At 63.3% G+C, this 21,322-nt stretch carries 24 protein-coding genes; 13 read left to right on the top strand and 11 right to left on the bottom strand.

Going from position 1 to position 21,322, the window contains the following annotated elements:
- Nucleotides 1-12: 12 nt before the first annotated feature.
- From GDR53_RS12750 to GDR53_RS12770, 5 genes are all read left to right on the top strand, one after another.
- Nucleotides 13-627 (top strand): trimeric intracellular cation channel family protein, encoded by a 615-nt coding sequence (locus GDR53_RS12750; protein WP_193334854.1) that lies wholly within the window; start codon nt 13-15, stop codon nt 625-627.
- Nucleotides 624-971, top strand: coding sequence for a DUF4326 domain-containing protein (locus GDR53_RS12755; RefSeq protein WP_193334855.1), 348 nt, complete (start codon nt 624-626; stop codon nt 969-971). The genes GDR53_RS12750 and GDR53_RS12755 overlap by 4 nt, the downstream gene beginning before the upstream one ends.
- Before the next feature lie 58 nt (nt 972-1,029).
- Nucleotides 1,030-2,235 carry a mannonate dehydratase gene (gene uxuA / locus GDR53_RS12760; RefSeq protein ID WP_193334856.1) on the top strand — a complete coding sequence of 402 codons (1,206 nt, stop codon included), beginning with the start codon at nt 1,030-1,032 and terminating at the stop codon, nt 2,233-2,235.
- A 103-nt stretch (nt 2,236-2,338) separates the two neighbouring features.
- Nucleotides 2,339-4,231: an ATP-binding protein gene (locus GDR53_RS12765; protein ID WP_193334857.1), complete on the top strand. Its 1,893-nt coding sequence runs from the start codon at nt 2,339-2,341 to the stop codon at nt 4,229-4,231.
- A gap of 3 nt (nt 4,232-4,234) precedes the next feature.
- Nucleotides 4,235-4,639, top strand: a complete 405-nt coding sequence (locus GDR53_RS12770; protein ID WP_193334858.1) for a response regulator — start codon at nt 4,235-4,237, stop codon at nt 4,637-4,639.
- An 83-nt stretch (nt 4,640-4,722) separates the two neighbouring features.
- On the opposite strand, the gene GDR53_RS12775 is transcribed toward GDR53_RS12770, so the two are convergent.
- Nucleotides 4,723-6,084, bottom strand: a complete 1,362-nt coding sequence (locus GDR53_RS12775; RefSeq protein ID WP_193334859.1) for an aminotransferase class I/II-fold pyridoxal phosphate-dependent enzyme — start codon at nt 6,082-6,084, stop codon at nt 4,723-4,725.
- Between the two features lie 211 nt (nt 6,085-6,295).
- On the opposite strand from GDR53_RS12775, the gene GDR53_RS19875 reads away from it, so the two are divergent.
- Complete coding sequence (locus GDR53_RS19875; protein WP_193334860.1) at nt 6,296-8,689, top strand: putative bifunctional diguanylate cyclase/phosphodiesterase; 2,394 nt, start codon at nt 6,296-6,298, stop codon at nt 8,687-8,689.
- Nucleotide 8,690: 1 nt separating this feature from the next.
- Here GDR53_RS19875 and GDR53_RS12785 read toward each other — a convergent pair whose 3' ends face one another.
- From GDR53_RS12785 to GDR53_RS12815, 7 genes are all read right to left on the bottom strand, one after another.
- Entirely contained in the window at nt 8,691-9,833 is a 1,143-nt protein-coding gene (locus GDR53_RS12785; protein WP_193334861.1) for a succinylglutamate desuccinylase/aspartoacylase family protein, read from the bottom strand.
- An 8-nt stretch (nt 9,834-9,841) separates the two neighbouring features.
- On the bottom strand, nt 9,842-10,132 hold the full coding sequence (locus GDR53_RS12790) for an MTH1187 family thiamine-binding protein (RefSeq protein WP_193334862.1): 291 nt from the start codon (nt 10,130-10,132) through the stop codon (nt 9,842-9,844).
- Nucleotides 10,133-10,139: 7 nt separating this feature from the next.
- Nucleotides 10,140-10,874 carry an ABC transporter permease gene (locus GDR53_RS12795; RefSeq protein WP_193334863.1) on the bottom strand — a complete coding sequence of 245 codons (735 nt, stop codon included), beginning with the start codon at nt 10,872-10,874 and terminating at the stop codon, nt 10,140-10,142.
- Nucleotides 10,874-11,683, bottom strand: a complete 810-nt coding sequence (locus GDR53_RS12800) for an ABC transporter permease subunit (RefSeq protein ID WP_193334864.1) — start codon at nt 11,681-11,683, stop codon at nt 10,874-10,876. Before GDR53_RS12800 ends, GDR53_RS12795 begins: the two co-directional genes overlap by 1 nt.
- A gap of 84 nt (nt 11,684-11,767) precedes the next feature.
- Nucleotides 11,768-12,520, bottom strand: a complete 753-nt coding sequence (locus tag GDR53_RS12805) for a transporter substrate-binding domain-containing protein (protein ID WP_193334865.1) — start codon at nt 12,518-12,520, stop codon at nt 11,768-11,770.
- Between the two features lie 19 nt (nt 12,521-12,539).
- The gene (locus GDR53_RS12810) at nt 12,540-13,373 is read right to left on the bottom strand and encodes an ABC transporter ATP-binding protein (protein ID WP_193334866.1); all 834 of its coding nucleotides are present in this window, start codon (nt 13,371-13,373) and stop codon (nt 12,540-12,542) included.
- The gene (locus tag GDR53_RS12815; RefSeq protein ID WP_193334867.1) at nt 13,348-13,500 is read right to left on the bottom strand and encodes a hypothetical protein; all 153 of its coding nucleotides are present in this window, start codon (nt 13,498-13,500) and stop codon (nt 13,348-13,350) included. Before GDR53_RS12815 ends, GDR53_RS12810 begins: the two co-directional genes overlap by 26 nt.
- 52 nt (nt 13,501-13,552) lie before the next feature.
- Here GDR53_RS12815 and GDR53_RS12820 point away from each other — a divergent pair, with 52 nt between their 5' ends.
- Nucleotides 13,553-14,359 carry a YdcF family protein gene (locus GDR53_RS12820; RefSeq protein WP_193334868.1) on the top strand — a complete coding sequence of 269 codons (807 nt, stop codon included), beginning with the start codon at nt 13,553-13,555 and terminating at the stop codon, nt 14,357-14,359.
- Between the two features lie 69 nt (nt 14,360-14,428).
- Here GDR53_RS12820 and GDR53_RS12825 read toward each other — a convergent pair whose 3' ends face one another.
- Complete coding sequence (locus tag GDR53_RS12825; RefSeq protein WP_193338085.1) at nt 14,429-15,223, bottom strand: response regulator; 795 nt, start codon at nt 15,221-15,223, stop codon at nt 14,429-14,431.
- 159 nt (nt 15,224-15,382) lie between these two features.
- On the opposite strand from GDR53_RS12825, the gene GDR53_RS12830 reads away from it, so the two are divergent.
- Nucleotides 15,383-15,601 carry a NepR family anti-sigma factor gene (locus GDR53_RS12830; RefSeq protein ID WP_193334869.1) on the top strand — a complete coding sequence of 73 codons (219 nt, stop codon included), beginning with the start codon at nt 15,383-15,385 and terminating at the stop codon, nt 15,599-15,601.
- 4 nt (nt 15,602-15,605) lie between these two features.
- On the top strand, nt 15,606-16,178 hold the full coding sequence (locus tag GDR53_RS12835) for an RNA polymerase sigma factor (RefSeq protein WP_193334870.1): 573 nt from the start codon (nt 15,606-15,608) through the stop codon (nt 16,176-16,178).
- Here GDR53_RS12835 and GDR53_RS12840 read toward each other — a convergent pair.
- On the bottom strand, nt 16,153-16,542 hold the full coding sequence (locus tag GDR53_RS12840) for a response regulator (RefSeq protein WP_193334871.1): 390 nt from the start codon (nt 16,540-16,542) through the stop codon (nt 16,153-16,155). The genes GDR53_RS12835 and GDR53_RS12840 overlap by 26 nt on opposite strands.
- 194 nt (nt 16,543-16,736) lie before the next feature.
- Here GDR53_RS12840 and GDR53_RS12845 point away from each other — a divergent pair, with 194 nt between their 5' ends.
- The 4 genes from GDR53_RS12845 to GDR53_RS12860 all read left to right on the top strand — a co-directional run bounded on the left by GDR53_RS12845 (nt 16,737) and on the right by GDR53_RS12860 (nt 20,856).
- The gene (locus tag GDR53_RS12845; protein WP_193338086.1) at nt 16,737-17,429 is read left to right on the top strand and encodes a Crp/Fnr family transcriptional regulator; all 693 of its coding nucleotides are present in this window, start codon (nt 16,737-16,739) and stop codon (nt 17,427-17,429) included.
- Nucleotides 17,430-17,550: 121 nt separating this feature from the next.
- Nucleotides 17,551-18,300, top strand: a complete 750-nt coding sequence (locus GDR53_RS12850; protein ID WP_193334872.1) for a sensor histidine kinase — start codon at nt 17,551-17,553, stop codon at nt 18,298-18,300.
- A 32-nt stretch (nt 18,301-18,332) separates the two neighbouring features.
- Nucleotides 18,333-19,241 carry a diacylglycerol/lipid kinase family protein gene (locus GDR53_RS12855; protein ID WP_193334873.1) on the top strand — a complete coding sequence of 303 codons (909 nt, stop codon included), beginning with the start codon at nt 18,333-18,335 and terminating at the stop codon, nt 19,239-19,241.
- Between the two features lie 217 nt (nt 19,242-19,458).
- Nucleotides 19,459-20,856, top strand: coding sequence for an HWE histidine kinase domain-containing protein (locus tag GDR53_RS12860; protein ID WP_193334874.1), 1,398 nt, complete (start codon nt 19,459-19,461; stop codon nt 20,854-20,856).
- Nucleotides 20,857-20,876: 20 nt separating this feature from the next.
- Here GDR53_RS12860 and GDR53_RS12865 read toward each other — a convergent pair whose 3' ends face one another.
- A complete protein-coding gene (locus GDR53_RS12865) occupies nt 20,877-21,317 on the bottom strand; it encodes a hypothetical protein (protein WP_193334875.1) in 441 nt (146 codons plus the stop codon).
- Between the last annotated feature and the right edge of the window lie 5 nt (nt 21,318-21,322).

Raw genomic sequence — 21,322 nt, forward strand, 5'->3', positions numbered from 1 at the left:
GGAAGGAACGAGATGCTGATCGTCATCTTCTATATCGCGATCACGGTCGAGGCGATGACGGCCGCGCTGGCGGCGGGGCGACGCCAGATGGACTGGTTCGGCGTCTGCGTGCTGGCCTGCGTGACGGCTTTGGGGGGAGGCTCGGCCCGCGACATCATTCTGGGGCATTATCCGCTGAGCTGGGTGGCCAATCCCTGGCTGCTGCTGCTGGCCTGTGGCGCAGCGCTGTTCACTATTCTCATTGCCCGCGTGGTGCACCGGCTGCGCTGGCCGTTCCTCCTGCTCGATGCGCTGGGCCTGGTGGTATTCTCGATCATCGGCTGCAATGTCGCGATCGAGATGGGGCAGCACCCGGTGATCGTCATCGTGGCTGGCATGCTGACCGGCATTGTCGGCGGCATCCTGCGCGACGTGCTGTGCAATGACATCCCGCTGGTGTTCAGCGGCGAGCTCTATGCCACGGTCTCGGCCGTGACGGGCATAATCTATTTTGGCGGGCTGACGCTGGGCTGGCCGGAGGAACCGGTGATCATCGGGGCCATGGCGGTGGGCTTCGGGCTGCGCGTGGCCGCCATCGTGTTCAAATGGGAAATGCCGCGCTTTGTCTATGACAAGGACCTGCGATGAGGCCGCAGCGCATCGTACTATCGCGCAAGGCGGGTTTTGACCTGCAGGCGATCTCGCAGGCGCTCAACGGGCTACCGGCGCAGTCGGTGGCGCGACCGGGACCGTGGGGCAATCCGTTCAGCATCGCCGATGTGGCGGCCGAAACGGGGCTTGATCATGACGCAGCGCAGGCCGAGGCGGTGGCGCGCCATGCCCGCTGGCTGGCGGGGGAACTGGTCGCGGATCGGGCGGCACCGAGCCTAGACGATATCAGCGCAACTCTGGGCGGCAAGAACCTGGCGTGCTGGTGCCGGGCCGGAACGCCCTGCCATGTCGACACGCTGCTGGCATTTGCCAACAAATAGTCTTTGCTGCCGCGTCTGCATGTGGCAAGGCACTACCATACAAGAACGGAGCAGTATCTTGCGACAGACGTGGCGGTGGTTCGGACCCAAGGACCTGTGCAGCATCGACGACATCACCCAGGTGGGCGCCGAAGGCGTGGTCAGTGCGCTCCATCACGTGCCCAATGGGGTGGCGTGGACGCCAGAGGAGATCGCCAGGCGTTATGACGAGATCGCCACGCGCAAGGACGGCACGGCCTCCGGTCTGACATGGGACGTGGTCGAGAGCCTGCCCGTGTCAGAAGATATCAAGAAGCAGAAGAACGACTGGCGCGAGCACATCGCCAATTACAAGATTTCGATGCAGAACCTGGCCAACAGCGGCATGGAGGTGATCTGCTACAATTTCATGCCGGTGCTGGACTGGACGCGTACCGACCTGCGCTGGGGCGTGCCCAATGGTGGCTCGTGCATGCGGTTCGACATCAATGATTTCGCCGCCTTCGACATCCATATCCTGCAGCGTGACGGCGCCGGGGCCGACTATTCCAATGCCATTGCCGACGAGGCGGGCCGCCGCGCGGCGGCGCTAGACGAGGATGGCAAGAAGCAACTGGCGCGCAATGTCACCATGGGCCTGCCCGGCTCCACCGAATCCATGTCGCTCGACGATGTGCGCGCGCATCTGGCCGAGTATGCCGGGATCAGCCGTGAGCGGCTGCAGGCCAATTTCGTCGATTTCCTTGAGGAGATCATCCCGCTGGCCGAGGATCTGGGGCTGCGCTTCTGCTGCCATCCCGATGATCCGCCGTTCGCACTGCTGGGTCTGCCGCGGGTGATGTCGACCGAGGCCGACTACAACTATATCCTGGATGCGGTCGACAGCCCGGCCAATGGCATGACGCTGTGTTCGGGCTCGCTCGGCGCGCGGCCGGACAATGACCTGCCCGGCATGATGGAGCGGCTGGGCGACAAGGTGCATTTCCTGCACCTGCGCAACGTCAAGCGCGACAATGACGACATTGTGGGCTCGTTCTACGAGGCCGAGCACCTGGCGGGCGACACCGACATGGTGGCCCTGATCGCGGCGGTATTGCGCGAAGAGGCCAAGCGTCGCGCGGCCGGCCGGCCGGACCACTCCATTCCCATGCGTCCCGACCATGGGCAGGACATCCTGGACGATCTGGGGCGGCGGTCGCAGCCGGGCTATCCGACGATCGGTCGGATGAAGGGACTGGCTGAATTGCGCGGCGTCATGACGGCGCTCGAACACCAGGCGCGGTAAGGCTGGCATCACTATTGCCTGGATCGTTCGAGGATCCGGGCAATAGTTTACGACTTCTCAAAGGGTTGCGCGCAGTCTGGAAGCATCTTCGGCGGGGCGCAACGTGATCACACTGACGGCATTCCAGAGGGCGGTGGACTGGTTCATTCCGCCGCACATGGCCAATGACCTGCACACGCGCAAGCGCGTGCAGATGTTCATCATCAGCCATATCTTCGGGCCGATCATTGCCTCGCCCATCCCGCTCTTCCTGTGGTTTGCCGACCCCCATCCCTGGCCGCATGTGGCGATCCTGGCTGCCTCGATCTATGGATTCTGGCCCTTTCTGGCGCTGGTGAAGCTGTTCGGGCGCTATTATACGCCGCTGGCCATGGCATCGGTGCTGAACCTGACGTTCTGCATCCTGTGGGGCACCTATAATTACGGCGGCACCAGTTCGCCGTTCCTGGTGTGGTTCGTCCTGACGCCCTTGCTGGCCTTCATGTATCTGGGCGCAGCCTGGACCGCGCGCATCTTCGTTCTCGCCCAGATCACGCTGGGCCTGGCGCTGATGTATGGCATCTATCTATATGGCGATTTCCCGCAGTACATTCCCGTCGCCGACATGGCGCTGGCCGGCGTGCTGTCGGCGCTGGGCGCCAATATCTATGTGTTCATGATGGCGGCCTATTACTCGAGCGTGGTGGACAGCCAGTCCGAGCTGATCAAGGAAATCGACCGGCACCAATATACGCTCAAGGCGCTGACCAGCGCCAAGGACGATGCCGAGCGGGCCAATGGCGCCAAGTCCGACTTCCTGGCCAAGATGAGCCACGAATTGCGCACGCCGCTCAACGCCGTGCTGGGCTATTCGGAAATCCTGCTCGAAGATGCCGAACTGGACGGACGGGGCGAGCAGATTGCCGATCTGCAAAAGATCAGCGCCGCCGGCAAACACCTGCTGGCCATGGTCAACGACATTCTCGACATCTCCAAGATCGAGGCAGGCAAGATGGCCCTGCATATCGAGAGTGTCGACCTGGACCGCCTAGTCGACGAGGTCGAGTCGACCGCGCGCCCCCTGGCTGCCAAGAACACCAATACTTTTGTGGTCGAGCGGGGCCCCAATCTGGGGACGATGCGGGCCGATGCGACAAAGGTGCGCCAGACGGTGTTCAACCTGCTGTCGAACGCGGCCAAGTTCACCCAGAACGGCACGATCACGCTGGCCATCAGCCGAGACGGCGACTGGCTGGAAATTGCGGTGATCGATAGCGGCATCGGCATTTCGCGCGAACAGCAGCAGGCGCTGTTCTCCAACTTCACCCAGGCCAGCTCCAAGATCACCGCCGTCTATGGCGGCACCGGGCTGGGCCTGGCCCTGAGCCAGAACCTTTGCCGGCTGATGGGCGGGGAGATCGAGGTCGAAAGCGAGATCGGCAGGGGCAGCCGCTTTACCATTCGCCTGCCGGCCCAGTTGGAGAAGGTGGCCCAGCCCGAACAGTCGCTGTTCCTGACGCCGCGCGGGCGCGATGAAGACAATTTCGTCAGCGAGGCAGAGCAGGATCAGCCGCACCGAGAGGGCTATGCCGGGCTCAGCGGGCATCTGCTGGACCACAACAAGCGCGAACGACTGCTGGTGGTCGATGATGACCGCAATTTCCTTGAGCTGGCTGAGCGCTTGCTGATCCGCGAGAACTATACGCCGATCTGTTCGGACGCGCCCCAGTCGGCACTGCAGATCGCCCGGACGGTCAAGCCTGCGGCGATTTTCCTCGATATCCTGATGCCCGGCTTTGATGGGTGGGACGTGCTGGCGGCGCTCAAGGCCGATCCGATCACCGTCGACATTCCGGTCTTCATGATTTCTATCCTGGCTGAGCGCAGCAAGGCCCTGGCCGCCGGGGCCGACGGCATCATCATGAAGCCGCTCGATGCGGCAAAGGTAAAGGCGGCGCTGGCGGCGCTCAAATCCATGCGCGGGCAGCGCAAGGCCGCCAATGCGCAGATTGGATAGATAATGGCACTGGTCCTGATTGTTGAAGACAACCCGATCAATCGCGATGTGCTGGGGCGTCGGCTGGAGCGGCGGGGGTTTTCCATCCGCTTTGCCGAAGACGGCCCCAGCGGGATCGCGGCGGCCAAGTCGCTGATGCCCGATGTCATCCTGATGGATATCGGGCTGGGCGAGATGGATGGGTGCGAAGCGACACGCCGCATCCGCTCGGACCCCGAGACGGCGGCGCTGCCGATCATCGCCCTGACGGCCAGCGCCTTTGAATCCGATCGTGCCAAGGCGCTGGCGGCCGGCTGCATCGATTTTGACACCAAGCCGGTGGACCTGCCGCGCCTGCTGGGCAAGATGGCGGCGGTGCTGGGTCCCAAGATGCCGGCTGCCGCCTTGGCCAGCTCTAGCGGCAACTGACCGGTCTACAGCAGGCCACGGCTGGGCCGCTGCCCCCGATCGGCTGGGAAAGGCGGCCGCGCTTGGCGACCGCCTTACAGCCCTCAGACGACTTCCGGCGTCGCCGAGGGGACGGACAGAACCGGGTCCTGATCGCCTTCATGACCCAGACGGTATTCGAGGTCGGCATCGCGCATGGCCTTGGCCAGGATCTCGACAACCTGATCGATATCCTCGTGGGTATGGGAAGCCATCACCTGGAAGCGGAACCGGGCACCGCCCTGTGGCACGGCAGGATACTCGACCAGATTGGCAATGCCCCCCAGAGCCATCAGATGGCGCGAGGCAAAGCGGCCGACGCCTTCCAGACCAAGCCGGACGGGCACGATGGGTGAGGGATCGCCCAGCGTCTCCAGACCGGCATTGGCCAGCTGGGAACGCAGATAGAGGATGTTGTCCATCAGCTTGCGACGCAGCGTGCGCCCTTCCTCGGAGCGCACGATCTGCAGCGCCGTCAGCACGGTTGCCGCCTGTACCGGCGACAGCGCGTTGGAGAAGGTGTGGGTGGCGCTGTAATATTTGAGATATTCGGCCGCCGCCTTGGTCTTGACGGCGATAAAGCCGCCATTGGAGGCGAAGGTCTTGGAGAAACTGCCGATGATGATATCGGCGTCATCCAGGGCGTTCTGCAGGCCCAAATGCCCCAGGCCATCTTCGCCGACCGAGCCCAGGTCATGGGCGCAGTCGACCAGGAGCGTAGCGTTGAACTGGTCGCACAGGGCCCGCATGGCCGCCAGGTCTGGCGTATCGGAGTGCATGGAGAAGAGGCTCTCGGTCACCACCAGAATGCCATTGTGCGGATCGTCGGCGCGAATGCGCTCCAGCTTGCGCGTCATGGCGTCGAGATTGAGATGGCCGTGATAATGGATGTGCTGCGTGGCGGCCTTGGCGCCTTCCTGCAGGCAGGAATGAGCAAGGATATCCATGACGACGTGGTCGTTGGCCCGCACGAAACCCTGGACCGAGCCGTAGCCGGCGGCCCAACCGGTCGGATAGAGGACGATCTGGCGGCCGCCTAGGAAGGACGACAGGCTCTCTTCGAGCAAAAGCGAATTAGCGGTGTTGCCGAGCAAGGCGGCGGAACCGGCGCTGTGTACGCCATATTTGCCGATGGCCTCGATGGCCGCCTGCTTGATGGCGGGGTGGGACGACAGGCTGAGGTAATCCTGGCTGGCAAAATTGATGCCCGAAAAGGCGTCGCCCGTGTCGCTGCGGGCTTCGCAGCGGGCCGTGGGGGCCGTTGAGGTCGAGCGGGCATAGGGCCACAGATCGTGTTCCCGGCGCAAATCCTGCCAGGCGTAGAAGTCGGTCACTCGCGCCATCAGATCGGCACCTGCGGGGGAGCGGAAGTCACGCAGACTGCCCGCCAGGGCGGCCTCGGGAACGGGCTTGTAGGGGGCACTCATAGAAGCTCTCCAAGGCTGGACGTCTTCCGTCTTTACAACGAAGTTACGGGGGCGGCTCGAAAATCGACGTCTCTGGCGGACATTATCGCGGGTGTGCCCGACTTACTCAAACTTTACCTTAACGATTGGTAACCGTGGCGAGATTGCCTTGCAAAACAGGGCTGGAAAAAACACAAAATTAAGTGCTGCCGACCAATGTGCCGGGATGAGCATGAGCACCAAAACAGGCCTGTTTTCGTCGATCAACGGGTTCGTCGACCGCGCCATCGGGGCCGACGGATTGCCGCCGGCTGTGCGGAGGAAGCTGCTGCGTCAGCAATTGGGCTCGGTGCGCCAGATGATGCCGGCCCTGCTGGCGGCCATGGCTGTGGTGTCGGTGGTGCTGCTGGTACTGACCTGGGGCCATGCGCGGTTCTGGCCGCTGGCGGTGACGATTGGCGCGATAAATGTGCTGCAGCTGAACGCGACTTTTCTGGCCTGGCGCAATGGCCGGCGCGAGAACGAGACCAAAGCGGCCAAACCCGTCGGACGGACGGTGATCTATGCGCTGCTGCTGGGATTGCTGTGGAGCGCGGTATTCAACCTGCTGCCGCTCGAGCTGAGCGCCAGCATGCGCGGCGCGGCGACGATCAGCGCGGGGGGACTGCTGTGCATTTCGATGATGGCGCTGGTGAATTATCCGCAGGCGCTGGCCGCCTTCACCATCCCGCTGATTGCCGGCGTGCTGGGCACGGTTATCGGGACCGGCTCAACGCCCAGTCTTTGGGTGGAAAGCGTGCTGCTCATGGCGTTTACCACTGTCATGGTGGGGATCACCTTCAACCACGCAGCGGCCTTTGTGGCGCATCGGGCTTCGGAAATGCTGCTCGACGAGCGGGGAGAAATCATCGAGCTGTTGCTGGGCGAGTTCGAGCAGAGCACGTCGGACTGGATCTGGGGGGTTGACGCTGAAGGCTCAATCAACCGCATTTCCCGGGGCTTTACCACGGCGACGGGGCTGGGTGAGGATGACCTGGTGGGTGCCGATTTCGTGCATTTCATGCAATGCGTGACGCCGGCCGATGATCCGCTGATGGCGCATCTTGAGGGTGACATCGCTGCGCGCAGTACCTTTCAGGATGTCGAACTGCGCGTCACGGCAGCCGGCGTGGACTGCTGGTGGAGCCTGACAGGCAAGCCAGCCTATGACGAAGCCGGCCGCTATCTGGGCTATATCGGCACCGGGTCGGACATTACCGAGCGCAAGCTGGCCGAGCGCCGCATTACCATGCTGGCTCATCATGACCCGATGACCGGGTTGCTGAACCGCAACAAGTTCACCGAGCAGCTCAATAGCTGCGTGGCGCGACTGGAGCGCTATGGCGCCCCGTTCGCCATGATGTTTCTGGACCTTGATCAGTTCAAGTCAGTCAATGACAGCCGCGGGCACATGGCTGGCGACCGCCTGCTGGTGCAGGTGGCGCAGCGGATCAGCGAGCGGGTGCGCGAGCCCGATCTGGCCGCCCGGCTGGGTGGTGACGAATTTGCCATCCTGCTGCCCAATACCGGCGATGCAGACGGTGTCGGCCGGCTGGCCGATGCGCTTATCGCCGACATCAGGCGCCCGTACAGCATCGATGGCCACCTGACCAATATCGGGGTGAGCATCGGCGTGGCGATGGCGCCGCTCAACGGCACGCAGCCGGACGAGATTCTGCGCAATGCCGACCTGGCCCTGTACCGCGCCAAGGCTGACGGGCGCAGCACCTATCGCTTTTTTGAAAGCCAGATGGACAGCGAGGCGCGCGAGCGGCGCCTGCTGGAAGTGGAACTGCGCGATGCCGTGGCCAAAGGCGAGCTGGCGCTGCACTATCAGCCGGTTGTGGCCACCGAGGATGAGCGCCCCGTCGGGTTCGAGGCGCTGATCCGCTGGAATCACCCCGGTCGCGGCCTGGTGCCGCCGGCCATTTTCATTCCGGTGGCAGAGCTGTCGAGCCTGATTGCCGATATCGGTGACTGGACGATCGAGCAGGCCTGCATGACGGCGGCCAGCTGGCCGGATCACCTGACCGTGGCCGTCAACCTCTCAGCCAAGCATTTCCGGCTCTCCGACATCGCGCTGGTGGTGCAGAAGGCGCTGGCCATGTCGGGCCTGGCGCCGCATCGGCTGGAACTCGAAATTACCGAGAACCTGCTGATGGAGAACCCCGACGAAGTGGTGCCCCGGCTGGCCGAACTGCGCCAGCTCGGCGTGATGATTGCCATGGACGATTTCGGCACCGGCTATTCCAGCCTGAGCTATCTGCTGAAATTCCCCTTCGACCGTATCAAGATCGATCGCTCCTTCGTGCACGCCTCGGGCGAGGATGCGGTGGCGCGCGAAACGCTCAAGGCCATCGCCGCGCTGGGGCGAACGCTAAAGCTCAAGATTACCGCCGAAGGCGTCGAGACGCGCGAGCAGGCGGACTTCCTGGCGGGCATCGCCTGCCATCAGCTGCAGGGCTATTATTTCGGGCGCCCCCTGGATCCACCCGCGCTGGCCCAGTACCTCATGACTCGCTTTGCGGGGCGGGCGGGCGCTCTGAAGGCCGAGGCCGAGCAGCAGCTGGCGGCAATCGCCAGCTAGACTAATCTTCCAGCAGATAGGCGCCGGCGCGGCCGGGCAGGATGGAAGTGCCGACAAGCTTGGCGATGCTGGCGCCGCGCCGGACATATTTGCCGCTGACCCGGGACAGTACGAAACCATCGGTGCCGGCCAATATGGGCCGGCGGGCCATGAAGGCCTGTGGCCCATCCATGGCGATGAGATCGGCAATGGGCTGGCCCTTGCTGACGCGTTCGCCCAACTCGACGTGATAGGCCAGCAGGCCCGGGGCATCGGTGCGCAGCACTTCGGTGGCTTCGAAAGGGGTTGGACCGGGCGCGGGCTGGGGCCTGGCGCCAGGATCGGAATGGATGAGGCCACGACCGGCGAAAAAGCCGAACAGGCCTGCCGCATCTTCCTGGCCGATGTGATCGAAGCTGTCGGCGCGGCCGCGATATTCCAGCGTGGCGGTTTCAGCGGCTGCCGGGATGGGGTGGTCCGGGTTGGCGAGCTGCGCCTTGCGGAATAGCGTGGGCAACACTTCGTCAAAGGAGCCGCCGCCGCTGTCTTGGGCCGTCAGCGTCGCTGCAACACCCATCCAGTCGGCCAGATCCTGCAGGCCGGGCATCAGTTCGGGCGAGGTGAAGATGTGCTTTAGGCTGTCATCGTCACAGTGCAGGTCTAGCACGATGTCGGCGGCAGCGGCCGATCTGAGCACCAGCAGGCGGAGCTGCTGGATGGCGGAGCCGGGCCGCTGGCTTTCGATCCAACCGATCACGGCGGCCCGGATGATGGCGATATTGGCTTGGGGATCGTTGCCGAGCCGGCCTGCGATGGCCGGGGCGATCAGCGGGTAGAGGTCGGGCCAGCGGCGGTTGTAGTTGACACCCGTTTCGAGGTCGTAGCGGCCGATGTGGTGGCGCAGCGTCGTGGTAGCCAGACCCAGCGGGTTGACCGAGGGGAAGATGGTGAAGCGGGCGGTGAGCTGGCCGGCGGTATCGGCATCGCGCAGGCGGGGCAGCAGGTGATGCAGGGCCATGGTGCCGGGCTGCTCGTCGGCATGGAGCGCCGCCTGCAGGTGGACGCGGGTCGGCGCGGTCTGGGGTCCGGCAGTGTACCAATAGAGCGTGGTGGACGCGCCGGGGCTGTCGCCGGCAAGCATGGTCTGGTGCAATTCAAAGGCCATTGGGCGTCCTACTGGTCGAGGCTGGCGAGCTTGTCGGCCATGCTCTGGGGTTTGTCGGTGCGGGTGGAGAAGGCTATGGTGCAGAAGATCCGCTCCACGCCCAGTTCAGTGAGGCGGGCGCAGCATGCCTCGACCAAGGTGGTGACGTCGGCCATCTCACCCTCGATATTGGTGCCATTGGCGTGCATGACATGGGTCAGGCCCGAGGCCTCGATGATGCGGCGGATTTCGCGGACATAGACGGAGACCGAGGGCCCCACGCCCATGGGGACAATGCACAGATCGGCGATGATCTTCATGGTGTTCCTAGCGCATCCATTTGGGGGCAAAGCGCATGCCTGGCGCCGCCGGCATATGGCGCATCAGCCGGCGATAGACCAGGCCGCAGAAAAAGAAGACCACCAGCGACACCGCCAGAAAGTACAACGCGGCGACGGAGAAGTGCAGGAAGGCATTGTAGTCGCGCTCGAACAGTTCCTTGGCGGTGATCATGACGTCCTTCTGCTGGCCGATGACGGGCAGGGCGAAATAGACGATGGCCGTGGCGTGGAAGAGGAAGACGACTTCATTGGTATAGGCCGGCCAGGCCAGGCGGATCAGGTTGGGCCAGACCACCTGGCGGAACTGCTGGGTGCGGCTCATGCCATAGGCGCGGGCAGCCTCGATCTCGCCGCGCGGCACCGCGCGCAGGGCGCCGTAGAAGATGTCGGCGGTGTAGGCGGCCGTGTTTAGCACCAGCACGAGCGGGCCGATGAACAGCGGATGCAGCACGAACCAGGAAATGTCGAGCGGCTTCCACAGGCTGATGTTGAACGAGAGGGTCAGCGAATAGATCATGAAGAACTGGATGAACAGCGGGGAGCCGCGGAAGGCATAGATATAGCCGCGGCTGAGACGGGAGAGCAGCGGATTGGCGGAATTCTTGCCCAGGGCCAGGAATATGGCCATGACGAAGCCGAGCGGGATCGATGCTGCCGCAAAGTAGATGTTGAAGACGATGGCCGGGGCAAAAAGCCCGAGTTCGCGCAGGAAGGTGTCCATCAGCGGGCCTCGCTCAGTATGCCGCGACCGGCGCGCTGCATCAGGGCGCCAAAGGCCTTTTCCGAGAGCAGCGTGACGAGGATGTAGAAGACGAAGAGCACCAGATAATAGCGCCAGCGCCAGTCATCATGGACGAGGCCAACGGCGGAGAGATAATTGGGGGCGCCGAGGCGATCGGCCCAGAGCACGATATCGGCAATCTGCAGCAGCGAGAGCAGCGAGGTCGCCTTGACCAGCAGCATCCAGACATTGGCGAGGCCGGGCAGGGCATAGACCCACATCTGGCGGATATGCACGCGCCACAGCACCTGGCGGGCGCTCATGCCATAGGCGCGCGCGGCTTCGAGTTGGCCGTGGGGCACGGCGCGCATGGCGCCATGAATGACATTGGTGGCGAAGGCGCCATAGACAAGGCCCAGGGAGACCGAGGCCAGCAGCAGATATTCCGGCGTGCCCAGGAACCAGTTAGCCTCCTTGCAGGGCGGCCAGGCAGCGGACTGCGCGGCAATGGTTTCGGGCGTGCAGATCTGGCCGGCCATGAACCATTCGACCGCCTGCTCGAAAGCGAGCGGGAAGAACAGGAAGAACAGCACATCGGGCACGCCGCGCACGATGGAGGAATAGGTGGAGCCGATGAGGCGCAGGGGGAAAAAACGCGAATTCTTCATCGTGGCGCCGGCGAGGCCAAAGATGACGGCCAGAGCGCCACCGACGACCGCGGCGAAAATGGTGAACTGAAAACTGGCATACCAGGTCAGGTGCTTGCCGTTGGTGAGGTAGCTCAGCCAGAAGGCGATATCGTCGCTCATAGGCTGGTCCAAGCGGGCAAGAGGAATGGCATAGTCGGGCTTTCGGAAGGATCGGGGTGGGCGAACCCACCCCGACGGAGCGCTTTATTCAGCGAAATAGGGACCGCGGCCGTCGAACCACTGGGCAATCAGCTTGTCGACCGTGCCATCCTTCTTGAGCGCGGTAAGCGCATCGTCGAACTTGGTCTTGAGCTCGGCCTCGTCCTTGCGCAAACCGCCGCCGACGCCATTGCCGATCATGACGTCCTCGCCCACGAATTCGAAGGCGCCATTGGACGCGGCGACCACGGGCTCGAGATAGGCGCCATCGGCCAGGATGGTGTCGAGATTGCCGGCGCCGAGATCGGCCATGGCCTGATCGGCAGTGGTGAACGCAACAACCGTATTGTTGGCGCCGAGGTTCTCTTCGGCATAGGCGGCCTGGATGGTGCCACCCTGGACACCGACGCGCTTGCCTTCAAGGGCCGATGGGTCAATGCCGGCGCCCGCAGCAGCGATGAACAGCGACGGATCGGGCGGGAAGTAGTTCTGGGTGAAATCGATGGTCTCGAGGCGCTCGTCGGTGATCGACATGCCGGCCATGATCACGTCGTAGTTGCCGGCCAGCAGGTTGGGAATGATGGAATCCCAGTCATTGATGATGACCTCGCAGGTAAGGCCGGCCTGGGCGCAGATGGCGGCCGCCAGATCGATCTCGAAACCGGCAGGCTTGCCGCTATCGTCGAGGAAGTTCCAGGGGGCGTAGGCGCCTTCGGTGGCGATGCGCACGGTTTCCTGAGCCTGGGCCGTGGTGCCCAGCGCGATCAGCGCAGCGGCGGCGAGAATGAGCTTTTTCATGACGATACTCCTTGGTTTGTTACGCTTGCAGAAGCCCGGTGTCGGGCCTTGTCGCCTGGTCGTGGTTGGCGGCATTGAGAAATTGCTTGAGGCGGGGTGACTTGGTGGCGCCGAAGACTTCGTCGGGGGTGCCTTGCTCTTCAATGGCGCCCTGGTGCAGGAAGATGACGCGGTCGGAAACCGAGCGGGCAAACTCCATGTCATGGGTCACCAGCACCATGGTGCGGCCTTCGTCGGCCAGCACCTTGATGACGCGCAGCACTTCGACCTCAAGCTCGGGATCGAGTGCCGAGGTGGGTTCGTCAAACAGCATGACGCGCGGATTGATGCAGAGGGCGCGGGCGATGGCGGCGCGCTGCTGCTGGCCGCCGGAGAGCTGAGCGGGATAGGCATCGGCCTTTTCGGCAATGCCCACCTTGGCCAGCATGGCGCGCGCAGCCTGCTCGACTTCCTCGCGGGCGCGCTTCTGCACGATCAGCGGCGCTTCCATGACGTTTTCGAGAATGGTGAGATGGGCCCAGAGATTGAAGCTTTGGAACACCATGCCCAGCTCGGAGCGAATGCGGCGGATCTGGTGCTCGTCGCCGATCTGGCGATGTGGCGCCGTGCCGCGCAGCAGGATTTCTTCGCCATCGATGCTGACCGTGCCGCTATCGGGAACTTCAAGCATGTTGATGCAGCGCAGCAGGGTGGATTTGCCCGAGCCGGACGAGCCGATCAGGGATACCACTTCGCCCTCGCGGGCGGTAAAGGAAATCCCCTTGAGCACATCGAGGGCGCCGAACGATTTATGGAGATCGCGGATCGCCACAACCGGCAATTTGTTCTCAGCCGCCGCCTTCGTTTGCGCCATGCTCACCCAATGCCTGCGCGCGCAGGCCTTCCTGACTGGTGACTGCCGTTTTTTCAGGCTGGCAATCTTGACCGCCTTCAACAAAAGCAAAAGCGGTGCAGATAGCAAGCGGAAATGGGCGTGGCATGTTGCTCTTGCCTATTGTATCGCCTGTGAAGGCTGCAGGCGGGTGATGGGCGATGTTCTTTTTGCTGTCAAAAGTGTTCTGGCTGGTGGCGCAGCCGATCAGCGTCTGTGTCCTGCTGATGCTGGCCGCACTGGTGCTGGTGGCCCGGCGTCGCATGGGTTGGGGCCTCTGGGTGGGCGGTGCCGGCATGTCGGTGCTGCTGGTGAGCGCCTATACCAGCCTGGGCTTGGTGCTGATCGCGCCGCTGGAAAACCGGTTTGTCCGCCCTGCGGTCATACCCGAGCAGGTTTCCACCATCATCATGCTGGGCGGCGCCACCGACGGGCGGGTAAGCAGTGCGCGCGGGATTTCAGAACTCAATGACGCCGGCGACCGAGTCTTCGAGACGCTGCGACTGGCCCAGCTCTATCCGGCGGCGCGCGTGTTGCTGACGGGTGGGTCAGGCACCCTGGCCGGGGAGGCCGAGTCCGAGGCCGCCATAGCAGGGCGCCTGCTGCAGGCCATGGGCATTGGGCAGGAGCGGCTGATGCTGGAAGAGGCGTCGCGCAATACCGACGAGAACGCCGCGCGAACGCGCGACCTGCTGGGGACACAGAGCGGGCCCGTCGTTCTGGTCACGTCGGCCTTTCACATGCCGCGATCGGTCGGCCTGTTCAAGCGGGTGGGGCTGGCGGTGGTGCCGTGGCCGGCGGACTATCGCAGCGCGGGCAATGAAGCGCTGTCGATCGATCTGGCCAACCCGCTGCTCAATCTGTCCATCATGAGCCTCGCGCTGCGCGAATGGGTCGGCCTGGCGGTCTATGCGGGCACCGGAAAGATCGATTCGGTCCTGCCTGCCCAGCACAAGCAGCCGGAATAATACCGCTGGGGCGCAGGCAACAAAAAAGGGGCCGGGAAATCCCGACCCCTTCAGGCATGTAATGCCGGCTCAGGCGGCGGCGCGGGAGCCTTCGTCGAAGAACAGGGCCTGGCTGATCAGCGCCTTGACCATGTCGGGGTTGAACGGCTTGGTGACCAGGAAGGTCGGCTCCGGGCGTTCGCCCGTCAGCAGGCGTTCCGGGAAGGCGGTGATGAAGATCACCGGCACCGAATGGGTGTTGAGAATATCGTTGACGGCATCGATGCCAGAGCTGCCATCAGCAAGCTGGATATCGGCCAGGATCATGCGCGGCTGGGTCTTGGCAAACATGCTGACCGCTTCCTTGTGGGTGCGGGCGACAGCAACGACCTTGTGACCGAGGCTCTCAACGAGCTGCTCAATGTCCATGGCGATGAGGGGCTCATCCTCGATAATCATGATTTCGGTCGCAACCTGGCGGGAAATTTCCATTGAGGCCTCTTCAATCAGGGCTGAAAATGCATTGTCGCTGACGCCGAGAATTTCGGCTGCCTGCGGATAGGTAAAACCTTCCACGGCAACGAGCAGGAAAGCTTGACGTGGACGTGGGGACAGATTGGCAAGATTGTTGGCTGCGCGCTTTTCCCAGGCATAGGTGGAAATGGGCTCTGGTACTTCGACCGCCGAGGTAGAGAACAGGGCAGAGAACAGCTTGTACAGCGCGATACGATCATTACTCGCGGCGGGAAACAGCGAGATGTCAGATATCAGGGCTTCGAGTGTGGCGGCAACATAGGCATCGCCCGAGGTCTGCGACCCGGTTACTGCCCGGGAAAATCGCCGCAGGTATGGCAGATGCGGCGCAATCCGCGTGGACAAAGTCATTAAATCGAACTCCAAGTGACGCTGCAGGCTCGTGGACACACGAAGTCTACATAACGGATCACCCCAAGAAAAGTTCCGCCTTTGTGGAACTTTTTTGACTACGACGCATTTAGACCGTCAAATACCAACGATTCAATCGATGTGACGGTTTCGTTCAGCATGAAAAAGGACAAATCTTTGACTCAGCAACCGATGCGAACGTGGGCAGACGATGGGCTGGGTCCGAATACGGATATCGGGGCCAGGCTGCGTGCGCTCTATGGCGCCGTGCAGGAAGAGGGCGTCCCGGACCAGTTGCTCGACCTGCTGGAAAAGCTCGATGCTGCCGAACAGCAACAAGCCAGCAAGCCGGGTACCACACCCCGAGGGGGGAAGTAACGGCATGACCGAAGCGTCAAAAGCGGCCCCCGAGCCTACCTCATTCAAGCGTGAAATGCTGGCCACTCTCCCCAGCCTGCGCGCCTTTGCCGTCTCGCTGACGGGCAAGCACGACAAGGCCGACGATCTGGTGCAGGACACCGTGATGAAGGCCTGGGCCAAGCAGACCAGCTTTGAAATGGGCACCAATATCAAGGCCTGGCTGTTCACTATCCTACGCAACGAATTCTATAGCCAGATGCGCAAGCGTGGCCGCGAAGTCCAGGACAGTGACGGCGCGTTCACCGAACGGCTATCGGTGCATCCGGCGCAGTATGGCTCGATGGACATGCAGGATTTCAAGAAGGCGCTCAGCCAGTTGCCTGATGACCAGCGCGAAGCCGTCATCCTGATCGGCGCGTCAGGGTTTTCCTACGAGGAAGCCGCTGAAATCTGCGACTGCGCGGTAGGGACGATGAAGAGCCGGGTCAGCCGGGCACGCACGCGGTTGCAGGAGATCCTGCAGATCGTCGGCGAGACCGACTATGGTCCGGATGCCGTGTCGGCACAGGTCACGACGCATAACCATTCGTTCTAGGCGGACCCGACAGCGCCAGGCTTACAGCGCTATGGAAATCCTCTTCGATCATCGGCTTCAGAATCACAGGGGCGCCCGGAAATTCGGGGTGCCCCTGCTGCATTTTGCTGTCGAGCGTGCTCAGGATGATGGCGATCCCGGCTTCGCGCAAGCCGGCAAGCAGAGGCCCGCTATGGTGCGGCTCGTGACTTATTTCGACAATCGCCAGGTCGATAGTGGGCCACAGATGCTCATGCTGGCGCGCTTCCTGCGGTGAGCGGGCAAACAACATGGTGCCGGCGATCCGCGACTCCAACATGCGCTGAATATCGAAGGCGATCAGAAATTCTGCCTCAACGATGAGGACTGTATGGCCACTGCGCATTGCTGGTTCCCACCTGAAGCCAGTCCAATGCGTGGAAAGCGCTAGAGTGTCATTTAACTTTGACATGTCGGAACCGACCCAGCGCGGCTGCGTTGCCGTAACTTATCGGTTTTTCAGGGTCCGGGTGCGGCGTGAGCATTGTTCTTCCCACTTCCGGGCGCCGCGTGCCCTGCGAACAGTGTCCATTGCGTTCCATGCCTGGCTTCAGGGAGTTTGAGCCGAAGGAATTGCGGTTCGTCTCGTCGTTCAAGACCGGTGAACTGGTGGCCGAAACCGGTGCCACCCTGCTCTCAGAGGGGGCGCATAGTTCGCACCTCTATACGCTGCTGTCGGGCTGGGCGTTTCGCTACAAGCTGCTGGCGGACGGGCGCCGGCAGATACTCAACTACATGTTGCCCGGCGACCTTGTCGGCCTGCAAGGTTCGATCACGGGCGAAATGGACCATTCGGTTGAGGCGCTGTCGACGCTGGTGCTGTGCGTTTTCCAGCGCGACCGGCTCAATGAGCTTTTTCAGAACCATCCCGGACTGGGATTTGACATTACCTGGATGGCGGCGCGCGAAGAGCGGATGCTGGATGACCATCTGCTGAGCCTGGGACGCCGCAGCGCCATGGAACGAGCGGCCTATTTGCTGGCGTTCCTGCACCAGAGGGCCGCCTCGGTGGGTCTGGTTTCCGATCGGACCATTGTGTTACCCATTACCCAGCAACATGTGGCCGATACACTTGGCCTCTCCATCGTCCACACCAACAAAACGCTGCGCAAACTGGCCGATCGCGGTTTCATCCGCTGGATGGATCGCTCATGCGAGGTGATTGATGTGGACGGTCTGATGACCCTGTCATCCTGGGAAGGCCTGCCCCAAGGCAGGCGGCCGCTGATATGAAGCCGGTGTCGAGGCCATATCGGGCGGCGTCGCACGACGCGTGGCCTGCAGTTGCACCGGTCACGCCGTGCAGGGAGGTCGGCAGGTGACCCGGATGATACGGCGGTGGCCAAGGCGGGAGATGCGGGCGCCGGTACGCAATAGCCTGGCCCTGCGGCAGGAGAATGCGGCGCTCAAAGGCAAGGTCAGGGCACTCTCGGCAGCGCTGGAGCAGGCGCGGGCACAGGCCGAGGCGGAGCGGGAGCGCGTCGAGGCGCTGCTGCATGACACCAGCCACCGGATCGGCAATTCCCTGGCAACGGTATCCTCTCTGCTGGGTCTGCAATTGCTGCGCAGCAAGTCCGACGAGGTCAAGCAGGCGCTGGAGGCGGCCCGATCACGCGTGCATGCCGTGGCGGCGGCACATCGTCGTCTGCACCTGGGGGACGATCTTGAAACCGCCAGTGCAGACGAGTTTCTGCAGCCCCTGCTGCAGGAACTTGCAAGGACGACGTCGAGCGGCCAGCACGTTGCGCTGGTGAGCGAGGTGGACGCGATTGCGATCACGGCGCGCGACGCCACCACACTAGGCATATTGATCGGCGAACTGGTGGGCAACGCGCTCCGGCACGGGTTCCCCGACGGCCGCGTGGGGCGCATCCTGGTGAGCCTGCATCGCGACGGGGTCGGCATCGCCACTCTGTCCGTCATCGATGACGGGGTGGGCATCGATAGCCAGACCACGGCCGGAGAGGGCGGGTTGGGCTCGGTCATCGTCAAACAGCTGGCGCAGCAATTTGGCGGCGTCCCCGAATATGAGCGCCGCGGCGAGGGCGGCCTGGCCGTGCGTGTGCCACTGCCCGGCATTGCCGGACAGCTGCCGGCGACCTGAACACGGAAGAAGGAGCGGCGGGCTTGCACATAGTGGCTGTACTCAACCGCGATGGCGGCACGTTGCGAACCATGGATATGGACGCGCTGTGCGCCCGGGCGCGGGCCACCTTTGCGCGCCAGGGTCACAGCCTCGACTGCCGAATCGTGCGGGGCGAAGACGTGGCGGCAGAGCTGCGCCGGGTGGCCGCCAGTCCGGGCGTCGACGCCATGCTGGCGGGTGGCGGGGACGGCACGGTCTCGACGGCGGCCGGCATTGCCTATGAGGCGGGGATGGCGCTGGGCGTGCTGCCGGCGGGTACGATGAACCTGTTTGCGCGAGCGCTCAAAATGCCGCTTGAGCTGGATGCGGCGCTTGAGGCGCTGGCTGCCGGGGCACTGGGCGCGGTGGATGTGGCCACGGCCAATGATCGCCTGTTCGTGCATCAGTTCGGGGTCGGCATCCATGCGCGCCTCGTGCGCATCCGCGAGGGCATGGTCTATCACAGCCGCATCGGCAAGATGCTGGCGAGCCTGCGCGCCGTGGCCGGCGTGGTGATCCGCCCGCCTGTTTTCGACGTCGAGATGGTGACCGCAACTGGCGTTGTCCGCCGGCGGGTGGCCGGGATCGCCATTTCCAACAATCGCGTGGGCGACGGCCATATTCCCCATGCGGACAGGCTGGACGCCGGCGTACTGGGTGTCTATGTGGCTGCGCCCATGTCACCGGGAGAACTGCTGGGTCTGGTGGCCGGCATTTTTCTGGGTACATGGCGCGCCAGCCGGATGATTTCCGAAAGCGAAGTCGTGGCTGTCACGTTGCAGTTTCCCAAGCGCAAGCGCGGGGCCCAGGCAGTGATAGACGGTGAACTGGTTGCGCTGGCGCCCCGTGTAGAGCTGGCCATCCATCCGCACGCCATGCGCGTTATCCTGCCTCGACCAGCTGACGAGACTGCGGTTTGATTTATTGGGAACCAAACGGGGGGTTGATGCGTTTCCAATGGTGTTCGGCCGCATTGGGTATTGGCCGGGTGACTTTGGTGATGCAGGACGCAACGTGACAAATAATGGGGCCGTGCTGCCAAAGTCGGTGATGGCAGCGGTAACGGATCGGCAGCGTCTGGACGTCGCGTCGGCGTTTCAGGCGCAAGAGGGCGACTCTGACGGTGATTTCGATAGATTGAGCCGTACTGCCGCGCGGGTGTTCAATAGCGAATTTGCCCTGATCAGCGTTGTCGGTGAGCACCAGCAGTGGTTTCGCTCGTGCGTTGGCCTGGGCGACATGACCGGCACCGACACCAATATATCGTTCTGTGCGCACACGATTGCGCTGCCCGACATGGACGATCTGGTGGTTCCGGATGCGCAGCAGGATGACCGATTCCGCGACAATCCGCTGGTGACGTCCTGGCCGTTCATCCGCTTTTATGTTGGCGCGCCCATTGTCGTGGCCGGCCAGAAGATCGGTTCGCTCTGTGTGCTGAGTGCTACGCCGCGCGACGGTGTGGAGCCGGCCATGCTGGGGCAATTGAACGATCTGGCGGGCGTGGCCTCGTCGCTGTTTGCCCTCAAGGAAGAAGCCCGGGTACGCGCCCGGACGGCAGCGGCCCTGTTGCGCGAGGAATGGCGGCATGCGCTGACCCTCGAGGCCGGCAAGGTGGGGAGCTGGGTGTGGGACATCCGTAGCGGCGAGATTGCCTGCAACGAAATGTTCCGCCGCATGTATGACCTGCCCGAGACCGGCCCCATCCAGGTCGCGCAGGTGCTCGACGCCACTCATCCCGGCGACCGGGAAAGGGTGCAGGCAGGCATTGATGCGAGCCTGAATGATGGGGTGGATTACGAGGCTGAGGCCAGAGTGGCCCGCACGGGGCGCTGGCTCACCATGCGTGGTCGCGTCTATCAGCGCGATACCGAAGGCAAGCCGCTGATCATGATGGGTGCCAGCACCGACATTACCGAGAGCAAGCAATCGGCCGACCAGACCCGGCTCCTGCTGCGCGAGCTCAACCATCGGGTCAAGAATACGCTGGCAATGATCCAGTCGGTGGCGCGGCAGACGGTGCGGCAGAACCCGGATCCGCATGACTTTATCGAGGCATTTTCCGGCCGGTTGCGCACGATCTCGGCAGCCCATGTGCTGCTGGCCGACCGCGATTGGGCCGGGGTGCAGCTGGATGAAGTCATTGCTGCCCAGTTGGGAGAGAATTTCCGCAATGATCGCCAGCGGGCTGAGGTAACCGGTGACGACGTGATGCTGCCTGCCGATCACGCGCTGGGTCTGGGATTGATCCTGCACGAGCTGACGACCAATGCGCAGCGTTACGGCGCTTGGTCGAGTACGGGCGGGGTGGTGAGCCTCACCTGGACGCTCAAGAACGAACCGGCCCGCGGCCTGTCGCTGAAGTGGCGCGAGCGCGGCGGTCCGCTTGTGGCGAGCGAGCAAGAGCACGGCCTGGGGGCCAGGCTGATCGAACGCAGCCTGAGCAAGGTGCTCGATAGCGAAGTCAAACTTGAATTCAGGCCGGAAGGCGTTGCCGCCGATGTCTGGTTGCCATTGCCTACTGAGTCCGCCTGAAGCGGCGGACTCAGTCCAGTTCAGTCTTCCTCGCCGTCATCACCGCTATTGCTGACCAGCAGATAGGCGGCAATGGCCGCGGCGGGCAGGCCCAAAGTCCGCAGCAGGGGCGAGCGCAACAGCACCGGCAGGGCGGCCAGGGTGGCGGTGGTCAGGAACGCTCCGGCCTCGCTTGAACGGCGCTTCTGCGCGAGTTCGCGCTTGCGCCGGCCTTCGCCAAGCTTGGCGCCAAGATAGACCGCCAATGCCAGCAACAGAAAGGCGCCGCCAAAGATGAGGGCGGCGTAGAGCGCGCCCAGTTGCTGGGCGAGCGCGATATACCCAGCGGCAACGAGAAAGCCGGCGCCCAGCAGGCCAAACAGGGCCATGACGGCGTTGACGATCACCGTCCGCTTGAGGCGATCGGCAAGGTGGTCAACCTCCAGGCCAAGGAGGTTTGCCAGCGGCGAGAGAAAGTTCATGGCGC

Origin of the sequence: Devosia beringensis (genome assembly GCF_014926585.1) — a bacterium.
GTDB lineage: Bacteria > Pseudomonadota > Alphaproteobacteria > Rhizobiales > Devosiaceae > Devosia > Devosia beringensis.